The sequence below is a fragment of the Arcanobacterium sp. (ex Cirak et al. 2026) genome, assembly GCF_053585065.1.
Map to the genome: position 1 here is coordinate 16063 of NZ_JBQJCE010000006.1, position 22798 is coordinate 38860.

The 22798-nt window shown below is 51.0% G+C and carries 17 protein-coding genes and 1 tRNA gene; 14 read left to right on the forward strand and 4 right to left on the reverse strand.

The window, feature by feature from the left end; genetic code table 11:
• Positions 1-9 precede the first annotated feature (9 nt).
• The 10 genes from ACTOVJ_RS04325 to ACTOVJ_RS04370 all read left to right on the forward strand — a co-directional run bounded on the left by ACTOVJ_RS04325 (position 10) and on the right by ACTOVJ_RS04370 (position 12795).
• Positions 10-861: a sugar phosphate isomerase/epimerase family protein gene (locus ACTOVJ_RS04325; protein ID WP_449504074.1), complete on the forward strand. Its 852-nt coding sequence runs from the start codon at positions 10-12 to the stop codon at positions 859-861.
• A gap of 324 nt (positions 862-1185) precedes the next feature.
• The gene (locus tag ACTOVJ_RS04330) at positions 1186-2610 is read left to right on the forward strand and encodes an MFS transporter (protein WP_449501895.1); all 1425 of its coding nucleotides are present in this window, start codon (positions 1186-1188) and stop codon (positions 2608-2610) included.
• 95 nt (positions 2611-2705) lie between these two features.
• Entirely contained in the window at positions 2706-4475 is a 1770-nt protein-coding gene (locus tag ACTOVJ_RS04335; protein WP_449504075.1) for a glycoside hydrolase family 3 protein, read from the forward strand.
• 23 nt (positions 4476-4498) lie between these two features.
• Positions 4499-5419: an HAD family hydrolase gene (locus ACTOVJ_RS04340; protein ID WP_449504076.1), complete on the forward strand. Its 921-nt coding sequence runs from the start codon at positions 4499-4501 to the stop codon at positions 5417-5419.
• 116 nt (positions 5420-5535) lie between these two features.
• Positions 5536-7137, forward strand: coding sequence for a mannitol dehydrogenase family protein (locus ACTOVJ_RS04345; RefSeq protein WP_449504077.1), 1602 nt, complete (start codon positions 5536-5538; stop codon positions 7135-7137).
• Positions 7138-7178: 41 nt separating this feature from the next.
• The gene (locus ACTOVJ_RS04350) at positions 7179-8252 is read left to right on the forward strand and encodes a mannonate dehydratase (protein WP_449501891.1); all 1074 of its coding nucleotides are present in this window, start codon (positions 7179-7181) and stop codon (positions 8250-8252) included.
• A gap of 22 nt (positions 8253-8274) precedes the next feature.
• On the forward strand, positions 8275-8919 hold the full coding sequence (eda, locus tag ACTOVJ_RS04355; RefSeq protein WP_449501890.1) for a bifunctional 4-hydroxy-2-oxoglutarate aldolase/2-dehydro-3-deoxy-phosphogluconate aldolase: 645 nt from the start codon (positions 8275-8277) through the stop codon (positions 8917-8919).
• Positions 8916-10016 carry a PfkB family carbohydrate kinase gene (locus ACTOVJ_RS04360; protein WP_449501889.1) on the forward strand — a complete coding sequence of 367 codons (1101 nt, stop codon included), beginning with the start codon at positions 8916-8918 and terminating at the stop codon, positions 10014-10016. The genes eda and ACTOVJ_RS04360 overlap by 4 nt, the downstream gene beginning before the upstream one ends.
• 192 nt (positions 10017-10208) lie before the next feature.
• Positions 10209-11630, forward strand: coding sequence for a glucuronate isomerase (gene uxaC, locus ACTOVJ_RS04365; RefSeq protein WP_449501888.1), 1422 nt, complete (start codon positions 10209-10211; stop codon positions 11628-11630).
• 160 nt (positions 11631-11790) lie between these two features.
• On the forward strand, positions 11791-12795 hold the full coding sequence (locus ACTOVJ_RS04370; RefSeq protein WP_449504078.1) for a LacI family DNA-binding transcriptional regulator: 1005 nt from the start codon (positions 11791-11793) through the stop codon (positions 12793-12795).
• A 237-nt stretch (positions 12796-13032) separates the two neighbouring features.
• Here the strand turns inward: ACTOVJ_RS04370 and ACTOVJ_RS04375 are convergent.
• Positions 13033-13105 (reverse strand) — tRNA-Val (locus ACTOVJ_RS04375).
• 78 nt (positions 13106-13183) lie between these two features.
• Complete coding sequence (locus ACTOVJ_RS04380; RefSeq protein ID WP_449502842.1) at positions 13184-13588, reverse strand: DUF3052 family protein; 405 nt, start codon at positions 13586-13588, stop codon at positions 13184-13186.
• A 253-nt stretch (positions 13589-13841) separates the two neighbouring features.
• Here ACTOVJ_RS04380 and aceE point away from each other — a divergent pair, with 253 nt between their 5' ends.
• The 3 genes from aceE (at position 13842) to ACTOVJ_RS04395 (ending at position 20502) form a co-directional block, all read left to right on the forward strand.
• Positions 13842-16580, forward strand: a complete 2739-nt coding sequence (aceE, locus tag ACTOVJ_RS04385; protein WP_449504079.1) for a pyruvate dehydrogenase (acetyl-transferring), homodimeric type — start codon at positions 13842-13844, stop codon at positions 16578-16580.
• A gap of 338 nt (positions 16581-16918) precedes the next feature.
• Positions 16919-18691, forward strand: a complete 1773-nt coding sequence (locus ACTOVJ_RS04390; RefSeq protein ID WP_449504080.1) for an ABC transporter ATP-binding protein — start codon at positions 16919-16921, stop codon at positions 18689-18691.
• Complete coding sequence (locus ACTOVJ_RS04395; protein ID WP_449502845.1) at positions 18688-20502, forward strand: ABC transporter ATP-binding protein; 1815 nt, start codon at positions 18688-18690, stop codon at positions 20500-20502. The genes ACTOVJ_RS04390 and ACTOVJ_RS04395 overlap by 4 nt, the downstream gene beginning before the upstream one ends.
• A gap of 30 nt (positions 20503-20532) precedes the next feature.
• Here the strand turns inward: ACTOVJ_RS04395 and ACTOVJ_RS04400 are convergent, their stop codons facing one another.
• The gene (locus ACTOVJ_RS04400) at positions 20533-21159 is read right to left on the reverse strand and encodes an L-threonylcarbamoyladenylate synthase (RefSeq protein ID WP_449501882.1); all 627 of its coding nucleotides are present in this window, start codon (positions 21157-21159) and stop codon (positions 20533-20535) included.
• A 74-nt stretch (positions 21160-21233) separates the two neighbouring features.
• Here ACTOVJ_RS04400 and ACTOVJ_RS04405 point away from each other — a divergent pair, with 74 nt between their 5' ends.
• The gene (locus ACTOVJ_RS04405) at positions 21234-21659 is read left to right on the forward strand and encodes an acyl carrier protein (protein WP_449504081.1); all 426 of its coding nucleotides are present in this window, start codon (positions 21234-21236) and stop codon (positions 21657-21659) included.
• Positions 21660-22074: 415 nt separating this feature from the next.
• Here ACTOVJ_RS04405 and ACTOVJ_RS04410 read toward each other — a convergent pair whose 3' ends face one another.
• Positions 22075-22581, reverse strand: coding sequence for a DUF3145 domain-containing protein (locus ACTOVJ_RS04410; RefSeq protein WP_449501880.1), 507 nt, complete (start codon positions 22579-22581; stop codon positions 22075-22077).
• Between the last annotated feature and the right edge of the window lie 217 nt (positions 22582-22798).

A 22798-nucleotide genomic window follows, 5' to 3' on the forward strand; every position in this document is an offset into this window, starting at 1 on the left:
GGAGGAAAAATGGCTGTTCTTGGTGTCCAAATGATGATGCTTAAAGACAAGGTTGCCCAGGAAGGCATGTGGTCAGTTTTGGAAAAAATTGCTCGCATGGATCTTCACGCTGTTGAAGTGTCACAGATTCCGATGGATGAAGCAACCGTAGCAGACCTTGAACGTGGAGTAAAAGAATTAGGGATCGAGGTTGGTGCACTTTCCGTTGCTCTCGCCCCTACTCCAATGGCAAATGGAGACAACTTTGTTGAGCACTATGAAAAAATCGTTTCCGATTCAAAACGCCTCAATTGCCGTTTTTTACGCATTGGAATGATGCCTTTTAGCGCTATGACCTCAAAAGAGAGCTGTGAAGCCTGGGCAGCAGAGGTTGAACCGTGGGCTCAGAAGCTCCAAGAAGAGGAAGGTATCACCTTGTGCTACCACAACCACCATGTGGATTTGGCACAGTTTGATGGCGAAAGAATCTTTGATATTGTGCGCCGCGTGGCTCCGCATGTGAATTTTGAGGTCGATCTTCACTGGGTACAGCGTGGTGGCATGGCTCCCTTAGATATGCTCAGTGAGTATTCTGGGGTGTGCAAACTCATTCATGTCAAAGATTTTCGTGTTGGATCTTTACCTGAAAAAGCGTTGGACCTGTTTGCTCAGGGCAAGGTTGAAGAAGGCTACTCGATGTTCGTCAATATTGTCGAATTTGCTGAAGTTGGCCAAGGAAATATGAACTGGCCTCAGCTTCTGCCTGCCTCAATCGACGCTGGCGCAGAATACCTCTTTATTGAGCAGGATATGACCTACGGTCGTGATCCGTTCGATTGTTTAGCTGATTCCAGGGCTTATCTCGCATCTATCGGATACTGAGTGTCGCTAAGGAGGTGGTGAGACATTTGCACTGTACAGCCACCTCCTTTCATCAGTAACGTATTTCCGTGAGCTAGGAAAACACGCACAACTCCTGCTGCTTACAAAGACTTTAGTCCCGCCGTCGTGACTACTGAAAACTATTTTCTCCCTGTGCTCTGTCTCGATAAGCCAACTTTTGGCAACATGTTCGATGTCGCCCATGCCACAATGTCACGATATTCACATGACGCGATGGGAATTTCACCGTCATAGCGGCACACCCGCAACAGCAAAGACGCTTCAGCGATTGCATCGGCGCAATCTTAAATTGAAAGGAAAAGCATGAGCGCTTCCATTCCCCAGGGACACAAACGGCCATTTGGGCTTCGCGACAAAATCGGCTATATGTTTGGAGATTTTGGTAACGACTTCACTTTCATTCTTCAAGCAACGTTCTTCATGATCTTCTTTACCAACGTTGTCGGTGTCAAAGCTGCTCATGTGGGAGTCCTTTTCTTCGTTGCCCGCCTTGTTGATGCCTTCACCGACGTCGGTATGGGAATTTTGATTGACCGCTTGCCTGTCCCCAACCCAGGGTACAAGTTCAAGCGTTGGATCAAGTACATTGCAGTGCCGGTTGCGGTTGCCTCAGCGTTGATGTACCTGTCATTCATTGCAGATTTCAACTCCTATACCATGAAAGTCGTGTGGATGAGCGCGACCTACTTCCTGTGGGGGTCAATCTGCTACACCGCAATTAATATTCCATACGGCTCTATGGCATCAGTGATCTCAGCTAACTCTGACGATCGAGCACAGTTGTCCGTCTACCGCTCGACTGGCGCAAACCTCGCCATGCTCATCATCACCTCTGTTCTGCCGTTGATCGTTTACACCAAAAATGATAAAGGCGTTTCGGTGCTTGACGGAAATATGATGACGTATGCCTCGATTGCATGCTCTGTTCTGGCAGTTGTGTGCTACGCAATATGCTATTACCTCGTTGAAGAACGCGTTATTTTTACACAGAATGCCAATCGCCCCGGTATCGGTAAAATGCTGGGCACGATTGTCACCAACCGCGCGCTTCTTGGGTTGATTGTTGCTGCACTCATTTTGGTTTTGGCTAACCTTTTCCTCACTGGTATGGTTGGCTACCTCGTTCTGAATTGGTTTGGAAACGGTAAGCTCCAAGCCGCTGCTAATTTCGCAGGCCTCTTACCCACCTTTGCCCTGATTGTCATCGCTCCTTATCTTGCAAAACGCTTCGGTAAGAAAGAAGTGGCTATCGTTTCTTCAATCATCGGCGGCGGGGTTCTCGTCTTGGCTTATAGCCTGCAAACAAAGAATTTCTACATCTGGGTTGTTCTCTTTGCTGTCGCGCAGTTCATGATCGCAATTTTCAACTTCCTTGTGTGGGCCTTTATCACCGATGTTATCGACTTCCAAGAAGTTCGCACCGGCCAGCGCGATGATGGCACGGTTTACGCTATCTATTCGTGGGCACGTAAAGTTGGGCAAGCATTTGCTGGTTTCCTCACAGGTATTGCATTAAATTGGATCGGTTTTGACGAAGTGGCTGCAAAAGCTGGAGATGTTCAAAACCCCAATGTTGTTGACAACATCTTCATGCTCTCAAATCTTGTTCCTGGAATCGGCATCGCTCTCGTGGCCGCATCCCTCTACTTCCTCTACCCGCTCTCAAAGAAAGCTGTTGAGAAGAATACAGCGATTCTTCAAGAGCGCCGTGAGGCACTCACCAAGTAATTTTTGCGTGTTTTGCGCCGCCTCTCATACCGGCGCAAAACACGGGTTCCACGCCAGCCCCGTTATTCATCACAAACACTTTTGAAGGAGCCCCCATGGTAGATTTAACCTCGCAGCCCTACAATCTCGATGCTCAAGCGATTGAGTGGGTACATTCAACAATCGAATCAATGAGCCTTGAAGAAAAGATCGGCCAACTCTTCGTCAACATGGGGGCTGAACGCACAGAAGAATACCTCACCAGTATTTTGGATAACTATCACATCGGTGCTGTGCGCTACAATCCTGCTTCTGCAAGCGAAGTGTGGGATCAAAACTACATCTTGCAAACAAAATCGCGTATTCCTCTCCTCATTGCAGCTAACACTGAGGCAGGCGGCAACGGCGCATGTACCGACGGCACCTACGTCGGCTACGAAGTCAAGATCGGTGCCACCCACGATGCACGCTGGGCTTATGAACTCGGACGCATCAGCGGTGTAGAAGCCTCCGCTATCGGATGCAACTGGTCTTTCGCCCCAATCGTGGATATTATGCGCAACTGGCGAAATCCTATTATCTCTAACCGTTCTTTCTCATCAGATCCCGATCAGGTTCTTGAACTTTCTCTTGCCTATATGAAAGGCATTATGGAATCTGGAATACTCCCTGCCGCGAAGCACTTCCCTGGCGATGGACTCGACGAACGCGATCAACATTTGAGCGCTTCAGTCAACCATTACTCCACTGATGAATGGGATGCGACTTTCGGCAAAGTCTACCAGGGGTTAATCGATGCAGGACTGCCATCGATTATGGCCGGGCACATCATGCAACCCGCCTATCAAAAACATTTCAACCCATCAATGAGCGACGATGATCTCCTGCCTGCAACACTTTCACGAGAAATCCTCACCGATCTTTTGCGCGGCAAAATGGGATTCAACGGCGTCGTCGTCACCGATGCATCACATATGGTTGGCCTGACAGGGGCAATGGCGCGCAAAGACCTCCTTCCACGCGCTATCGCAGCCGGCTGTGATTTGTTTCTTTTCTTCAATGATCCCGACGAAGACTTTGCATGGATGATGGAAGGCTACCGCAATGGGATCATCACCGATGAACGACTCACTGAAGCACTCACACGCATCTTAGGTTTGAAAGCTCGCCTCAAACTTCATCTCATTCCTCAGGAAGAAATTCTTCCACCGAAAGATAGCGCTATGGCACGCATTGGTCTGCCATCAAACACCAACGTAGCGAAAGATGTTGCTGATGCAGCAATCACTCTTGTCAAAAACAAACAAAATGTTCTTCCTCTCTCCCCTGCTACCTCAAAGCGTGTGCTTGTCGTGTCAGTATCAGGACCTCAAAACCCAATTTCTCGTGCTTTTGGCGGGGGCGGCGAAAACGAACACCCCGCCGACCGCGTCGCACAACTCCTGCGTGAGCGCGGCTACGACGTGACGTGCCATGAGTCCCTTCTCGACAAACTCGCAACCATGACACCGGAAGAACAAGCACAATCTGTCAAAAATGCTTATGCCGGCAAAGCTCCAATCGCTCGCTTAACTGATGCCTACGATCTTGTCCTGTTGATCTCCAAGATTGACGGAATGATGCAACCTACCGAGCGCGTAATGTGGCCAGCAACAAAAGGCACAGTAGACATTCCGTGGTACGTTTTTGAAATCCCGACAATTTACGTTTCGACTGCCACTCCCTATGCTCTTGTTGATGTTCCGCAAGTGAAAACCTACATCAATACTTATGATGACAAACAGTTCACCTTAGAAGCGCTTGTTGACAAACTCGAAGGTAAGAGCGAGTTCACCGGTGTGAGCCCCGTGGATGCGTTCTGCGGCAAGATCGATACCCGAATCTGAAAAGGGATCTCAGGAGAAAAGCAATGTCCAATACTCCCACTCCAGTTTCACATCCACTGGCACAATTCACACCACAGCGCGATTTCTTCATCGGAATCGACTCAGATGGCTGTGCAATTGATCAAATGACGATCAAACATTACGAATGTTTCGCTCCAGCGTATATCAAAGCCTTCGATCTACAACCTATTTCCACGATTGCCCGCGAAACCGCGCTCTTTGTGAATCTTTTTTCACAAACCCGTGGGATCAACCGCTGGGCAAGTATTGATCGGTTCTTCGAGCTACTCAAGAAACGCCCTGAAGTGATCGAATCTGGAATCCAACTTCCCGTGGGCGAGGATCTCAAACAGTTCTTAAGCAGCGGGATGCCACTATCCGAAAGCGGTATCACCACCTGGTTGGAACAACATCCTTCTGTCGAGATCGAACAGTGCATCAAATGGGGGAAGATTGTCAATGAGCTCGTCGCCTGGATGGTTCACAATACTCAACCCTTCCCTGGTGTGAGAAACGCACTCGAAGCCATGTGCGAAAACGCCGACACAATGGTTGTTTCCGCAGCCTCACTGGACATGCTCCACCGTGAATGGGACGAGCATGACCTAGCGAAATACGTCCAAGTCATCGCTGGCCAAGAGTGGGGCACAAAATCACAGCATATTGATCTTTTCGCTAAAGGGCGTTACCGCGACGATCATATTTTGTTGATCGGCGATGCGCCAGGAGACGGAAAAACCGCAGCCGAACAAGGCATTTTGTGGTATCCCATCCTCCCTGGCGACGAAGCCCGCTCATGGGAACGTTTCACACGCGAAGCACTCCCCCGATTCTTCGCTGAAGAGTATGCAGGAGAGTATCAACTTTCACTTATCGAAGAGTATTCCTCGTTGCTTCCTTCCACTGTCCCATGGGTAACAATCGACAACGGTAGAGCCAGTTAGCGATGCGTGAGAAACCACGCAACGCTGTGGCAAGTTAAGGCAACATCCCTCCCTGCCACAGTGCCGCATACTACATTCACATTATCCCCTTTAATTCCCAAGCAAAGGCGCATGAAATGGAACTCAACCTCAAAGGCCTAACTAACATTGAAGGCGATATTCGCCTGCCGTCTTTCGACGTGGCTCATATGCAAAAGACCGGAAAAGAAACACCGCGATGGGTACAAATCGGCCCTGGAAATATTTTCCGAATCTTCGTTGCCCGTATCGCTCATGATCTCATTACTGACGGACACATGTGGCCAGTCACTGGGGTACAAACGCTCTCCCCCAAAGAGTTAGACCTCCAGCTTGTGGCACATGATCTGATGTCGTTAGGCGTAACGCTAAACCCAGATGGAAAGCGGGATCTTCGTGTGATTGCAGGCCTAAGCGAAGCCCTCGCCACGCAGCGTGAAGAAGACTTCGCCCGTCTCGTTGAGATCTTCCGCAGTGATTCCCTCTCCTTGGTGTCTTTCACAATCACAGAAAAAGGTTACGCAGTCCATACCTCCACTGGCGAACTCCAGCCAATGCTCGTCGAAGAACTGATCACCGACCCTCACGGATATCACGCTCATACGATGGTACTGATAGCCGGGCTCCTTCTGCACCGCTTTGAAGCTGGCGGAGCACCCATCACGATGCTTTCTACCGATAACTTCTCCCACAACGGCGATAAATTACGCGAATCTATCCTCATTGTTGCTCGCGGCTGGGAAGAAAAAGGCCTCGTCACTAGCGATTTCATCTCTTGGCTGAGTGATGAAAAGAACGTTGCCTTCCCCATTTCTGTTATCGATAAGATCACCCCGCGCCCTCATGAAGAAGTCTCGCGTCAACTTGCTGAACTCGGTTTTACTGACATGGGAATCGAACTCGTTGGGCGCACACCAGTTGCCGGTTTTGTCAATGCTGAGCCAACCGAATACCTCATTATCGAGGATAAATTTGCTGGTGAACGCCCGCCGTTTGAAAACTACGGCGTGCGGATCGTTGATCGTAAAGTGTGTGACGATTTCGAGAATATGAAAGTTACCACGTGTTTGAACCCGTTGCATACAGCGCTCGCAGTCAGCGGGTGCCTGCTGCGCATGCCAACAATCGATTCAGAAATGCGCGATCCTGCTCTGTCTGCGATGGTAAACGAGTTGGGATGGAAAGAAGGATTGCCCGTCGTCGTTGATCCAGGTGTTGTTGCACCTGAAGATTTCTTGCGCGAGGTTCTTAACGTTCGGTTCCCCAATACGTATCTTCCCGATGACCCAGCGCGTATCGCCATGGATACCTCGCAAAAAATCCCGATTCGTTTTGGCGAAACGATTAAGAAATATATTGAACGAGATCTCGACCTTGATTTGCTTCACACGATTCCGCTTGTTTTCGCTCTATGGTTGCGATACCTCACAGGCATTGCCGACGACGGAGAATCGTTTACGCCGGCTTCGGATCCCTTGCTTGACGAACTCCAAGAGTTACTTGGCAACGTGCATCTTGGCGCTGCTCTCAGCGCGGATGAGACACATGAGATTCTCGCACCTATTTTGTCCAATGCACAGATTTTCGCAGTCGATCTGTACACCACACCTTTAGCGAAGAAAGTTGAGGTCTACTTCGCTGAGCTCATCAGTGCTCCAGGTGCTGTACGCCGCGTCCTTGAGCGCGAATACGCCAACTGAAAAGTCCACATTTTTATTAAAAATATTATAAGGAGACACCAATGAAGATGACGTTCCGCTGGTACGGCGAAGGCTACGATCCGATTCCGTTGCAGTACATTAAGCAGATTCCAGAAGTAACGGGCATCATGGGAACACTTTCAGGAAAAGCTGCAGGTGAAGTCTGGGAAGATCACGAGATTAAGGAAATGATCGCCCCTGTACATGCTGCTGGTTTAGAGTGCGAAGTAATCGAATCTGTCAACGTCCATGAGGACATCAAAATGGGTCTTGATACGCGCGATGAGTACATCGCTCACTACAACACCACTTTGGAAAACCTCGCGAATAACGGCGTCAAGGTTGTGGTGTACAACTTTATGCCTGTATTTGATTGGCTACGTACCGAACTCGCTCATGAAACTGAGGACGGCTCGAACTGCCTGTACTACGATCACGCCGATGTTGAAGGAATGACACCGCGCGATATCGTTGAGCTCACTGCCAAAGAATCAGGAGGTTTGACGCTTCCAGGGTGGGAGCCTGAGCGCCTTGAACGCCTCGATGAAGTCATGGCTCTGTATGAAAATATCGACCATGAGAATATGCGCAATAATTTCCGTTACTTCCTTGAAGGGATTATCCCTACCGCTGAAAAAGTCGGAATCAAGATGGCGTGCCATCCTGATGATCCGGCCTGGGATCTGTTCGGCCTTCCGCGTATCTATCGTAACCGCGAAGATATGGATAAGATTGCTAAACTCTACGATTCGCAATACAACGGTTTTTGCATCTGCTCTGGCTCTCTTGGATCTAACCCTGAAAACGATGTTCCTGCAATTTTCCGTGAGTTTGGCCAGCGAGGACTGCTCAACGCTGCCCATGTGCGCAACGTGAAATATCTCGGTGAAAAGAAGTTCCACGAGGCTCCGCATCCTTCCTCCACTGGCAATCTGGACATGCACGCCATTATGGAAGCTATCTACGATACGAACCCAGATGTGTACATTCGCCCCGATCACGGACGAATGATTTGGGGTGAAACCGGACGCCCAGGCTATCCGCTTTATGATCGTGCCCTGGGAGCCGTCTATCTCTCGGGACTTTACGAGTCCATCTCCAAGATGAAGAACTGATAGTGAGGAAGGAAAATACGCTATGTCCATACCATCGCCGCGTGTGTTTCTCAAGAAGACCCCGATTGTCCCCGTCGTTGTCCTGAACCGTGTTGAGGATGCCGTGCCAACGGCAAGTGCTCTGCTCGCCGGTGGAATCACAAGTGCAGAGGTCACTTTCCGCACACCAGTAGCAGCACAGTGCATTGCGCAAATCGCACAACATGTTCCTGACATCACTGTTGGAGCTGGAACCGTGATTAACGCTGAGCAAGCAAACGCTGCAATTGATGCCGGCGCACAGTTCCTTGTCAGCCCAGGTTTCTCTGCTGATGTCGCCCAAGTTGCTTCTGATCGAAATATTTCGCTCCTTCCTGGAATTGCCAACCCAACAGATATCATGGCCGCTCTTGAATGGGGCATCGACGTCGTGAAATTTTTCCCTGCTCTTGCACTGGGCGGTCTTCCACTCGTGAAGGCCTTCGCAGCGCCTTTCCCACAACTAAAGTTCCTCCCAACAGGTGGAATTTCCCATAAAAATGCTGCAGAATGGCTCGCTCAGCCCTTTGTTGCCGCCGTTGGCGGTTCATGGATGGTCTCTACGTCTCTTGTGGAAGCAGGCAATTTCGCTGCCATTACAGAACTTTCTCAACAAGCGATGTCTATTGCTCAGGAGGCTACACGATGACACTCGTTCTGCGCCCTGGAAATGAGTGCCGCTACGATATCGTCTCACTCGGTGAAGTGATGCTTCGTCTTGATCCAGGCGAAGGACGTATCCGCACCGCACGTCGTTTTTCTGTCTCAGAAGGTGGCGGGGAATACAATGTTGCACGCGGTTCACGGCGTGCCTTTGGACGCCGTGCTGCAATCGTCACAGCACTTGTGCGTGATGACATTGGAATGCTCATTGAAGATTTAATTCTTCAAGGCGGTGTTGATACCTCTTTCATTAAGTGGGTTGACTCTGATGGTGTTGGCCGAAGCGTACGTAATGGCTTGAATTTTACCGAACGCGGATTTGGCGTTCGTGGAGCTGTGGGAAATAACGACCGCGGCAACACAGCTATTTCGCAGATGCTTCCCACTGATATTGATTGGGATCATCTTTTCGGTTCCCTAGGCGTGCGCTGGTTCCACACAGGTGGTATTTTCACAGCGCTATCGCCATCTACCGCTGAGGTTGCAAAAGCAGCAATGTCCGCTGCTAAAAAGTACGGAACCATTGTCTCCTACGATCTGAACTACCGCCCATCGCTATGGAAGTCCATTGGCGGCCAAGAAAAGTGCCAAGAAGTGAACCGTGAACTTGCACAGTATGTTGATGTGATGATCGGTAACGAAGAAGATTTCACTGCCTCACTCGGTTTTGAAATCGAAGGTGCAAATGAGAATCTCGATAATCTTGAAGTTGAATCATTCAAAAAGATGATCGAAAAGGCGAGCGCTGCTTTCCCGAATTTTGAAGCAATCGGCACCACAATACGCCAAGTTCGCACTGCAACAATCAACGATTGGGGTGCGGTTGCCTGGAGCCGTGAGCAAGGTTTCGTCCAGGCGATTCAGCGCAATGGCCTGGAGATTTTCGATCGCGTGGGAGGCGGTGATTCTTTCGCATCAGGTTTGATCTATGGTTTGATGGAGTTCGGTGATATCGAAAAGGCTGTCAACTACGGGGCTGCGCATGGTGCTCTGGCAATGACCACGCCTGGCGATACCTCAATGGCCTCTCTGGCAGAAGTTGAACGCCTCGTCGGGGGCGGTAACGCCCGCGTTCAACGCTAACTCGCGCATAGATCGCTCTTGGGTGTGGAGGGATAAACCCTCCGCCTTGCCTCCACACCCGCTTTTCGATACTTATTCGCATTTACTTACTGGATTTACTGAGCTTACTGGATCTACTCGATTTACTAGGCGCTGAGACGAATTTCGCTCTCCCCACCTACTAGCTCATTATTTGTGACAAGGATGTTCCACATGACTAACACACTTTTTCTCGATCCTGATCGCCTTTTTCCCGCTGATGAAAAAATTCGCGGGCTTGCCCGTGAACTGTACGAGTCTGTGAAAGATTTGCCTATTGTTTCTCCTCACGGTCATGTCAATCCCAAAATGTTGCTTGACAATGAGCCTTTTTCTGATGCAACGAACTTGTTCTTGACCTATGACCATTATGTATTCCGTATGCTTCACGCAGCGGGGGTGGATCTGGCTTCAATCGGCGTTGGGAAATCAGATCCTGTCGATCCGCGTGCTGCCTGGCGCATCTTTTGTGAGAATTGGCGTCTACTTGACGGCACCGCATCGGGTTACTGGCTCACACACGAGTTTGTCACTTTGTTCGGAATTGAGGAAGAACCATGCGCTGAAAACGCAGATAAGCTTTTCGACATTATCGGTGCGAAGCTCACAAGTGATGAGTTCCGACCGCGCGCCCTTTTTGACTCTTTCCCAATCGATGTGTTGGCAACTACCGACGATCCTCTCGACTCTTTGGAATACCATGCCGCTCTTGCAACCGATGAGACGTTCACGGGTCGCGTGATCCCAACATGGCGCCCCGATCCTTATGTCAATACGCGTAAACCGCAGTGGCGCTCGCATGCACAAGCCCTGACTGCCTCAGTTGGCTGCGATGTTGATTCTTTTGTCGGCTACCTTGAAGGTTTTCGCGCTTCACGTGCTCGTTTCATCGAGCACGGCGCTGTCTCTGCTGATTTTGGTGTTGCTCATCCGCTCACTCTCGATCTCAACGACGATGAACTTGGCACCTTGTACCGCAAGGCAGTCAATGAAGGCCTCACCGCGCATGAATCGGATGTTTTCGAAGGTGCAATGTTGTTGCGTTTTGCGGGTATGAGCGTTGAGGACGGCCTCGTGATGACGATTCACCCAGGGGTGTATCGCAACCACAACAGTGCCTCTTTTGAGGCTTTTGGGCCAGATACCGGCCACGATATTCCCCTCCAGACTGAATACACGAAGAATATCCGTCCGCTTCTTGAAAAATATGGAAATGATCCGCGCCTTCATCTGGTGCTTTTCACCATTGACGAAACGGTGTATTCTCGTGAACTTGCTCCCCTTGCTGGCTTCTACCCGTCAGTTTTTATCGGTGCTCCGTGGTGGTTTATTGACGCGCCAGATGCAATTTTGCGTTTTAGATCCGCGACGACGGAGACTGCCGGTTTCTCGCGCGCTTCGGGGTTCATTGATGATACGCGTGCTTTCTTATCAATACCAGCACGCCACGATATGTCACGCCGCCTCGATTCGGTATTCCTCGCACGATATGTGGTTGAAGGGCGCATTTCACGCAGCAGCGCGTTCTACTGGATCAAGGCTTTGACTTCCGACCAGCCCCGCAAGGTTTTCAAGTTAGATTCCGTTTCAAAGTGACTGCAGTATTATGACCCGTTCATAAAGTTCCTGTGCGGAGAATAAAATGCTTCGCACAGGAGCTTTGCTGCGATTTTCAGCACCGTAAACCCCGTTCTGCTTTCATTGTTACTATGTAAATATTCAATGCAGAACTAGAGTAGAATCTGGGATTTTTGTGATGAGAAAAAAGAATGCCACGATTTACGATGTGGCCAAAGTAGCAGGAGTTTCTCCTTCAACAGTTTCTCGCGCATTTTCAAACCCTGCGCGCGTGTCAACTGATAGCGCGGAGCGGATTTTCTCAGCTGCTCGTGAACTTGGTTTCCGTTCCTCTGGCGCCTCCTATGCAAGTGGGAATAAAGCTACTAATGTGCTGTGTCTCATGGTTGCGGATATGGCTAATCCCACATTTGCAACAATGTATCGGGGTTTCCATAAAGCAGCTGACGAAAACGGTTACGCTGTGGTGATTGCCAATTCAGATGAATCAGGAGCTATTGAAGCCCACACGCTGCGCAAACTACTTCCAGATGTCGATGGTGTTGCCCTGGCCTCTTCACGATTAACTCCGGCTGCAATTCTTCAGGTGGAAAAGGTCAAGCCGCTCGTATTAATGAATCGTTATCTCGATGGGCACACATGTATTGTGCCTGATACCACTGGTGGAATGACCACGCTGTGCAGGGAATTGAAAAGACTTGGACACACGGATGTTCTGTATCTTGCAGGTCCAGAAATGTCGTGGGCAAATGCGATGCGCTGGCGCGCGCTCAAGGATCAGTGTCATGCTAATGGGCTTGTGCTGACTCGAACAAAGTTCTTATCCCCTGATCTTCACGGTGGAGCAGACGGCGCACGTATTTGGAACCGCTCAATAACCTCGGCGGTTGTGGCATACAACGATCTGATGGCTTTTGGTTTCATGCGTCAAGCACATAGGCTTGGCGCAAAGATTCCCTCTGATGTTTCAGTTATTGGGGTTGACGATTCCTCGATTTGCGATATGGCAGATCCCGAACTCACATCGTTGAGTACCGGAAGCTTCGAGATTGGATACAAAGCTGCAATGTTCCTTATTGCACAAGCCACGAATCGCACCAGGAGAAAACGTACCACCATCGTCGTCCCGATGTCCCTCCATATGCGCGCAAGTCTCAGTCATGCCAAAATCAGCGATCGATAGCCTCTGCTTCATGCTCAAGTTCATGCTCAAGATGTGCAGGAATGATAACAAAGTATGACGTATTCCGTGAAAAACGAACTATTGCATTCCGTTCTCCGAAAGAGCTTTCAATTCCCGTGCGTTGTACATACGCTGTCGGCTTGATAGGCACTCACTCTGTTACGGAACTCGCAATCTCAGAGGAATTCACAATAAGTAAATGAAAAGTCGGATCAGCATGATGCTGATCCGACTTCGTGGACCCTACCGGGCTCGAACCGATGACCTACGCGGTGTAAACGCGTTGCTCTACCAACTGAGCTAAGAGTCCGTCAATAATATTACGGGACAGATACGCTCTTTCGGTAGCGAGATCAGAAAAAGTGATCTATCTTGCTTTCGCCGCTCCTCATTTTCCACGAGCGGCAATTCGGTACAGCATCCAATCAGATTTCAAACCATGAGAAGAAGTGGCGTTCATCCCCGCCGTACGAGCGGCTTCATCAACATCGGTCGCATTCACATGCCCTGCCACACCGCGCGCAGGAATGGCGAGCCAAATAATCGATGCACCTTCAAGCGATGCCGCACAATCGACGAGGTAATCCGTAAGGTCGTCCGTATCGCCATCATCACTGCGCCACCACGCAAGAACTGAATCCGCAACGGCTGTGTAGTCTTCGTCTTCCATCGTGGAGCCTGTGGTCTTTTCGATCAAATCTCTCAGATCGAAGTCGACGTCATCGTCGTAACCAAACTCCTGCACAATCGCACCCGACGAAAAGCCCAGCTCGAGTGCTGTGGTTGTTGACACGCTTGTTCTTCCTTCCTGCGCGCTATTTGACACCTCATTTTAAGTACTTGAGCGGTATCTGTGCGAGGTGAAATGCATGTCCACTCCTATCAGCTACCTCTTCCGGGCCGGAAGTCCCGCTCAACGTGACCGTTGTCCCACAACGATTTGTCCAAATGACTAGGGCTAAAGACCCGAAAAAGGTAAATTGGATACTAGCGCACCGCAATATGCGTTGCGGTGGTACTTGAAGACAAGAACAAGGGAGATAAACGTGAGTGAATCATTGGATAGGCCCACAATTGACGGCCTCCTGAACCAGGTTCCCGATTCCGACCGCGAGGAAACCCGCGAATGGCTGGAGTCTCTGGATGGCATGATCGACGCCAACGGCGGTGAGCGAGCAAGCTTCATCCTCAAGGAACTCAAGGCTCGCGCCGCTTCACGCGGTGTTTCAACCACCGATGACCTTTACACCCCATACGTCAACACCATTCCGGTCTCTGAGCAACCACAGTACCCAGGCAATGAAGAGCTTGAACACGAGTTCCGTAGCTGGATCCGCTGGAACGCTGCTGTTATGGTGACCCGCCAGCAGCGCGATGGCATCCACGTGGGCGGACATATTTCCTCGTTTGCCGCTCAGGCGACCCTCTACGACGTAGGGTTGAACCACTTTTTCCGTGGCAAAGACAGCGAAGATGGCGGCGATCAGATTTTCTGGCAGGGGCACTCCTCGCCAGGTAACTACGCGCGTGCTTTCCTTGAAGGCCGTCTGAGCGAAGCCGATCTAGATTCATTCCGACAGCAGGCGTCACGATTTTCCGGTGGACGCGGAATGCCGTCCTACCCACACCCACGCCAGATGGACGACTTCTGGGAGTTCCCAACAGTGTCCCTCGGCCTTGGCCCGATTTCCGCTATCTACCAAGCATGGTTTAACCGTTACATGCTTGAGCGCGGTATCAAGGACACGTCAAAGCAGCACGTATGGGCATTCATGGGCGACGGCGAAATGGACGAGCCCGAATCGCGTGGCCTGATCCACTTCGCGTCTTACCAGAATCTCGACAACTTGACTTTCGTCGTCTCGGCGAACCTCCAGCGCCTCGATGGTCCGGTTCGTGGCAACGGTAAGATCGTCCAGGAACTTGAAGCGGAATTCCGCGGCGCTGGCTGGAATGTCATCAAGGTTCTGTGGGGCCGCGAATGGGACGAACTGTTCGCAAAAGATAAGGACGGCGCCCTCGCTTCATTGATGAATAACACTCTCGACGGCGATTTCCAGACTTTCTCTGCAAACGACGGCGGCTACTTCCGCGAGAACTTCTTCGGTCGCGATCCTCGCACAAAGGCACTTGTCTCAGGTCTGTCTGACGATCAAATCTTCGGGCTGCGCCGTGGCGGCCACGACTCTGAGAAGATCTACGCCGCATACAAGCGAGCAATGGACACCAAGGGCAAACCAACCGTGATCCTCGCTCAGACAGTTAAGGGCTACGAACTCGGTTCAAACTTCACCGCTCGTAACGGCACACATCAGATGAAGAAGCTCAACACCATGGATCTCCATGGTCTGCGCGAAACCCTGGGTCTGACCGATATTCCGGAGTCGTCGCTCGAAGATCCGTTCAACGCTCCGTACTACACACCGGATCACAACTCCGAGGCGTGGAAGTACGCGATGGATCGCCGTGCAGCACTCGGAGGACCACTTCCAAAGCGCGCCCCCTTCGTCGGCGGCGTTGAGCTTCCGGATGCCAAACACTACGATGTGTTGAAGAAGGGCTCTGGAAAGCAGGAAGTTGCCACCACGATGGGATTCGTGCGTCTCCTCAAGGAGCTCATGCGCGACAAGAAGTTCGGCCATCGCTTCGTGCCGATTATTCCTGACGAAGCTCGTACTTTCGGCATGGAAGCAATGTTCCCCACGGCCAAGATCTTCAATACGCGCGGCCAGGAATACACCGCTGTAGATCACGACATGCTCTTGTCCTACAAGGAATCCACCAAGGGTCAGATCATGCATACCGGCATTACGGAAGCTGGTTCTGTGGCAGCCTTCCAGGCAGCAGGTACGTCCTACTCGACTCACAAGTACCCGATGGTGCCCATCTACATCTTCTACTCGATGTTCGGATTCCAGCGCACTGGCGATCAATTCTGGGCAGCAGGCGATCAGCTAACGCGTGGCTTCATCCTCGGTGCGACAGCTGGTCGTACGACACTCACCGGCGAAGGTCTGCAGCACATGGATGGAAACTCGCATGTCCTTGCCTCAACTAACAAGGCGATTGTTTCCTACGATCCGGCTTATGCTTACGAGATTCGCCATATCGTCAAGGGCGGCATCGAACGCATGTACGGTGACGGCAGCGACGGACGCGATCAGAATGTCATGTACTACCTCACTGTTTACAACGAGCCGATTCACCAGCCGGCCGAGCCAGAGGATGTAGATGTCGAGGGTATCCTGCGTGGTATCCACAAGATTGACCAAGCTGAAGGCAATGGTCCACGCGTGAATCTTTTGGCTTCGGGCGTCGGCGTGCCATGGGCACGTGAGGCTCGTGAAATGCTCAAGAACGACTGGGGCGTTGATGCCAACGTCTTCTCTGTGACGTCGTGGTATGAATTGCGTCGTGACGGCCTAGAAGCTGACGAACATAACTTCCTCCACCCTGAGGAAGCTCCGCGTGAGGCTTATCTGCATGCCAAGCTCAAGGGTGAATCGGGTCCGTTCATCGCAACTTCCGATTTTGACAAGCAGACACAGGATTCGATCCGTCCATGGATGCCAAGTGATTACTATGTCCTCGGTGCCGACGGCTTCGGTATCTCGGATATGCGCCGCGCTGCCCGTCGCCACTTCTTCATCGATTCAGCATCGATGGTGGTTCGTGCGCTTCAGGCTCTGGCTGATCGAGGCGAAATCGATCGTTCCAAGATCGGCGAGGCCATTGCCAAGTATGATCTTTTCGACCCGCAGAAGGGCACGTCTGGTAAGGAGTAATCCTTGTCAGAGAGGGAGCGTAGCTGGATTCTGTAATGCTCTCTGAAGCTGGATGGGATAAGTAGTATCCTTTTTGGCTAGGTTGCGAGGGCCTGATCCCGGAATTGTTTCGGGGTCAGGCCCTCGAATAGTTCTTAGATACGCTCATTGTTGTCCCAGATGATGTACTTCTTCGAACCCGGTGATGAATTCCTCCCCTTATCGCAGCTCACGATTTTTATCGCAGCTCACGATTCCCCTGATGTGTTCGCCCTTATCAAAATTTAGAGGACACATCACGCCTCAACCGTCTCGATAAGCGTAGGCTTGGCCGATAGGATTTGAAGAATTGAGGAAATGTGACGTTATTGCGTATTGTGCGGCAATTTATGGTGGGTCGCATACACTTGGTCGCCGCGATTGTCGCGCTACAACTGATGCAAATCGCCTTAAGCCTATGGTTACCATCGATCAATGCCACGATCATTGACGACGGAGTGCTCACTGGTAACACGCAGGTCATCTGGACACAAGGGATTCTGATGCTCTTGGTCTCGTTGCTCCAGATCAGTGCGATGGTAGGGGCAATTTATATTGGATCAAAAACGGCAATGGCCTTTGGCCGAGACCTACGCCACGGCGTGTTTACTCACGTGCAATCATTTTCAGCAACAGATGCTCATCATTTTGGTGCGCCGTCACTCATCACTCGTGCAACAAATGATATTCAGCAGATCCAGATGGTTATTCTCCTCACCTTCACCATCATGGTCATGGCGCCGATTATGGGCGTTGGTGGCGTGGTGATGGCAATCCGACAAGATGCACCGCTTGCCTGGATTTTAGCGATTGCTGTCCCTGTTCTCTTTGTCATTATTGGATGGGTCATGGCACACCTCGTCCCCACCTATCGCGTTTTGCAAGAACGAATCGACGCCATCAATACCCGGTTGCGCGAGCAGCTCACCGGGGTGCGAGTGATCCGTGCATTCGTTCGGCAGAGAGTTGAACGATCAAAATTTGATGAGGCGAATTCTGATCTGCGGTCGACGTGGTTAAAAATCGGCTTACTCTGGGCAGTCTTGATTCCATCGTCTCAACTTGTCGTCGGTCTTTCCTCAACCGCCGTCGTGTGGTTCGGAGGCCACCGGATCGTAGCGGGACAAATGCAGGTCGGTGCACTCACCGCCTACATTTCCTATCTCATGATGATTTTAGTATCCGTCATGATGAGTGGCATGATGGCGATGCTCCTGCCTCGGGGCGAAGTTTGTGCAAAACGCGTGAACGAAATTCTCCAAACCGAACCATCAATCGTGGCACCTTCCAACCCCGATCACCTTCCCGACATGCCTTTGACGTTCGAATTCGATCGCGTCGGCCTGCGATACCCCGGCGCATCTGCCTCTGTTTTTGATGACGTATCCTTCACTGTGGCACCAGGCAAAACAGTAGGCATTATCGGTTCAACTGGGTCAGGAAAAACATCACTTTTGCGTCTGCTCCCACGGATGATCGATGCCACAGACGGCGAAATTCGAGCCGGTGGCATCCCCATCAAACAGTTGGATCCTGCTGAGCTTCGCCAGCGCATCGCCGTGGTTCCACAAAAAGCATTTCTCTTTTCTGGAACAATTGCTTCAAATGTTTCCGGTCACATTCGTACTGCCCACGAGTACGATGCTGAGCGTGTCATCACAGCGTTGAAAGCAGCCGATGCATGGGAATTCGTCAGCAAGCTCAATGACGTACTCGATGCGACGGTCGAATCCGGAGGGAAGAACTTCTCTGGTGGTCAACGACAGCGACTGACCATCGCTCGGGCGATCTACAAAGCGCTTCCAGATTCATCTGGAAAATTAGGAGCAGACCTCATTCTTTTTGATGACTCCTTCTCTGCTCTTGACTACGCAACAGACGCCCGTCTGCGCACAGCACTTCCCCGCTACCTTGCTGGGGTCGGAGTCATCATCGTTGCCGCACGTGTGTCCACGATCCGCCACGCCGACGAGATCCTCGTTCTCGACGACGGTGGTGTCGTCGGCAGAGGAACTCATGAGTATCTCAGTGCCACGTGTGCTGTGTACCAAGAAATCGTTCATTCACAAACAACTCACAAGGAGGCGGAATGAGAGCCAGCCGCGGATCAACAGCTCCAGATTCGAAAGCACGCGACACCCTTGGCGCGCTCAAACGCCTCGCGCGGATGCTCGGCAATGAAAAAGCACGAATTATCGCGCTATCGATTTTGATCCTCGTATCAGTAGTCAGCCAAGTTTTCGCGCCTGTCCTGCTCGGCACAGGAACGGATATCCTTGTCGATGGGATGAAAAGCGGCACCGGCGTGGACTTTTCCAGCCTCGGATACACGCTCTCTTTCGTCGTTGGGCTCTATGTTTTCTCTGCTGTGACAAACTTTGTCGGCGGCGCCCTCATCCGCGTGATGATTCAGAATCTCGGCAAACGACTTCGTTCTGAGGCACAGTCAAAAATCGATCGGCTCTCCCTCAAGTGGATCGATACCCAACAACGTGGCGATCTCCTCTCACGTGTAACCAACGATATTGACAACATCACCCAAACATTGATGCAAACCTTCAATAACCTGTTGTCATCTATTTTTACCCTCATCGGGATCGTCGCTGTGATGTTCACTTTGTCCTGGTCACTCTCACTGGCTGCTCTCGCCGTCTACCCATTGGGAATGGCGGCAACGATTGTCATCATGAAACGTGCCAAACCTCAATTCAGCAAACAATGGCACACGATGGGCGATGTCTCAGCGATCGTTGAAGAATCATTTACCGGTGCCGACGTCGTCACTTCATTCAATCTCCAGGATGAGTTCGACCAAGTGTTCGACGAATCAAACGACAAGCTTTTCCAGGCCAGTTACCGTGGACAAGCGCTCTCGCAGCTCACACAGCCCGTGATGGGATTTGTATCAAACCTGTCATTCGTTGTTGTAGCAATTTACGGTGGATTTCAGGTCATCACCGGACAAGTGACTATCGGCGGAATTCAGGCGCTCATCCAATACACTCGTCAGCTTAATCAACCGCTCGCTCAAGTAGCATCGATGACCAACTTACTCCAATCTGGGGCCGCCTCGGGAGAACGCATTTTTGATTTCCTTGACACGTCGGAGATGGACCGTGATGCGGGCGCGGTCTACACCGATCTTGTCGATGTTGACCGCCGACGCGGCGAAATTGTCTTCCGCGATGTCCGCTTCGGTTACGAGCCAGGAAAACCCGTGATTCGCGGGCTGAACCTCACTGTGCATCCCGGTCAACAGATTGCCATCGTGGGGCCTACAGGCGCGGGAAAAACAACCCTGGTGAATTTGCTCATGCGCTTCTACGAGATTGACTCTGGGCAAATCACGATCGATGGTGTATCAACACGTGACTTTACAAAAGATTCCTTACGCGAACGCATCGGCATGGTTCTTCAAGATACGTGGCTCTTTGAGGGAACCATCGAAGAAAATATTGCTTACGGTCGCGAGGGCGCAACTCACGCCGACGTCGTCGCAGCTGCCCGTGCCACGGGCGTCGATAGATTGGTTGCGCAACTTCCCCACGGGTACGACACGCACATTGACGACGAAGGAAACAACATCTCCGCTGGTGAAAAGCAACTTTTAACAATTGCACGCGCGTATATCTCTGACCCGTCAGTGTTGATTTTGGACGAGGCAACGTCGAGTGTCGACACGCGAACCGAGATGCTTGTTCAAAAGGCTATGAACGAGTTGCGCACAGGACGCACATCATTCGTCATCGCACACCGACTCTCTACTATCCGCGACGCTGACTTGATTATCGTCATGGTCGATGGTGATGTGGTGGAGATGGGCACCCACGACCAGATGCTCGAAGCAAAAGGTACGTACTGGGATCTTTACCAGTCACAATTTGCTGGTTCTTCTCGTGATTGAGAGTGCTGCGACTCTCAATCACGAGGTGACTCATTCACGGATGAACATTGACAGATCGCCGGCGCCTTCACGCAAAATTATTGCTTGCCCCGATGACAAATCGATGACCGACGTCGGACGTGGCTCATCGATTTCACCATCGATTACCAGATCCACCCGGTCACCAAGCTCGTCTTGGACTCGCCATCCTTCAGTGAGGAGTTCATCGCTTCCTGGGAGGATAAGCGTCGAGGAAATGAGAGCCTCCCCCATGCTGTCCAAAATAGTTTGGACGATGTGGTGTCGGGGAATTCGGGCTCCGACTGTAGATTTTTTTGAATTAAGAGATATTTTTGGAACCTCTTTAGTCCCTTTGAAAATAAAGGTGTAGGGGCCGGGTGTGAGTGATTTGACTAGGCGGAAGAACCGGTTGTCCACGATAACGAGATTCCCCAACTGTGCAAAGTCGTGGCATAGCAGAGTGAAATGGTGGTTTTCTCTCACACCACGGATCTGTCGGATGCGTTCAAGCCCCTCTTTATTGCCCATTGTGCATACGAGCGCATACCCGGAGTCTGTCGGCACCGCGATAACTCCCGAACTGCGAAGACGATCGATAACTTTTGACACGAGGCGTTCTTGAGGATTGTCAGGATGAATTTCAACTAGGCGCGACATTGCTTTCCTTTCATCAGATGCCTCTACAATACTCGGTTTTACGATGCCTAGCTCACGTGCAATAGAATATTGATATGGATCAAGCAATGTCACGAGTTCACCTCGCTTTTAAACAATCCGCCCCGGAAATTGAGGATGCAGAGCTCATTCCTGAGGCTCGTCTCGCTGAAGACCTCGGTCTTGACACACTTGCCCACTGGCAGGTGGCATCTGCAATTGAGCGGATAGCTCGAGTTGAGCTCCTTGATTCGCAGATCGATCGTGCGATCACTGTGGGAGATTTTGTTGCCCTTGCAGTGTCTGACGCTCCACTTCCACGAGAAATTGAGATACCAGGAAACTCGGATGAAGCACACTCTGGCAATATTTCTTATCCATCGGTGCCACGCGACAAAGCTGGCTCATCTGAGCGCGCTCACGATGGCAATGTTTCTCGAGGTGAAATGACCGACGATCTGTCACAGGAGCTTGCACATTTAGCTGACCTTTTTAAGCGTTAATGTCAAGTCGAACGCATGGGTAGTACTACCCATGGTGAACGCTTTGCAGATCATAAGGTCGCAGATATGCTTATTTTGTCGCAAACGGAAGAGCGAAAGAGACATCTCCCGGTTGTCTGTCCGGGGCTTTGACATCTCACCGTCATGCTAGATGTCTCGATACAGGCGCAGGTCTTATGTGCGTGGATCTGCGTTTGTATATCGCGATCACGCGAGAAGGACCGCAGCTGAATGTGCGTTAAATAGCTGCTGTTCGCCGATCGCGGCTTTGAGAGGGGCATCTCACTACTGCCCCTCTCAAAGGACAAGCGATGGGGCAATATCTACAACTCCCAGTAAAAAGTTGAGGGGCTAGTCGGTCACCACCGACTAGCCCCTCAACCACATATTTGCGTGGAGGTAGCGCAAATACTTGTTAACTCACTCGATGTAGCCAGCGCACAGGAGCTCCAGCTCCGGCATAGCGGAAGACTTCGAGTTCATCATCCCATGCTTGTCCTAGAGCAAGGTCAAGAAGCCGACGAAGTTCGTTAGCGTCGCCGGCCGAATTCTCGATTGCAGCACGAATACGGTTTTCAGGCACCACGACGTTTCCCAACTGATCTGTCTGCGCATAGAAAATACCGAGACCGGGCGTGTGTGACCAACGACCGCCGTCGGAAATCTGAGACGGTTCCTCAGTGATTTCGAAGCGCAAATGCTCCCATCCGCCTAGGGCTGAGGCAAGCATCGCTCCCATACCGACTTCGCCAACCCACGAAACCTCTCCGCGGTTCATTTGTGGCAAGGCAGGTTGCTTTGTCCACTCGAAATGGACGGGATATCCAAGTACGCTAGCAACCGCCCATTCAACATGTGGTTGAACAGCCGGCGTAACTGAATGGATGAAGATAACACCACGAGTGGTGTGTTTGTTTTTCACTGTGACCTCCTCTAAGTGAAATTCCCCTTAACACTTCAAGGAGTCACATAGTCAAGAATGCCACAATTGATGTTCGAAGTCACGCCTCTCCTAACCAGCAACAGTGCAATTGGTGATAGCGAAGTATCTATTCTAGTCGCGGGAAAACTTGGGCCCCGTTTTCAAGCACGCGTGAGATGAAACGTGCACTTGCTAATACACGTCGGTAACACCACAA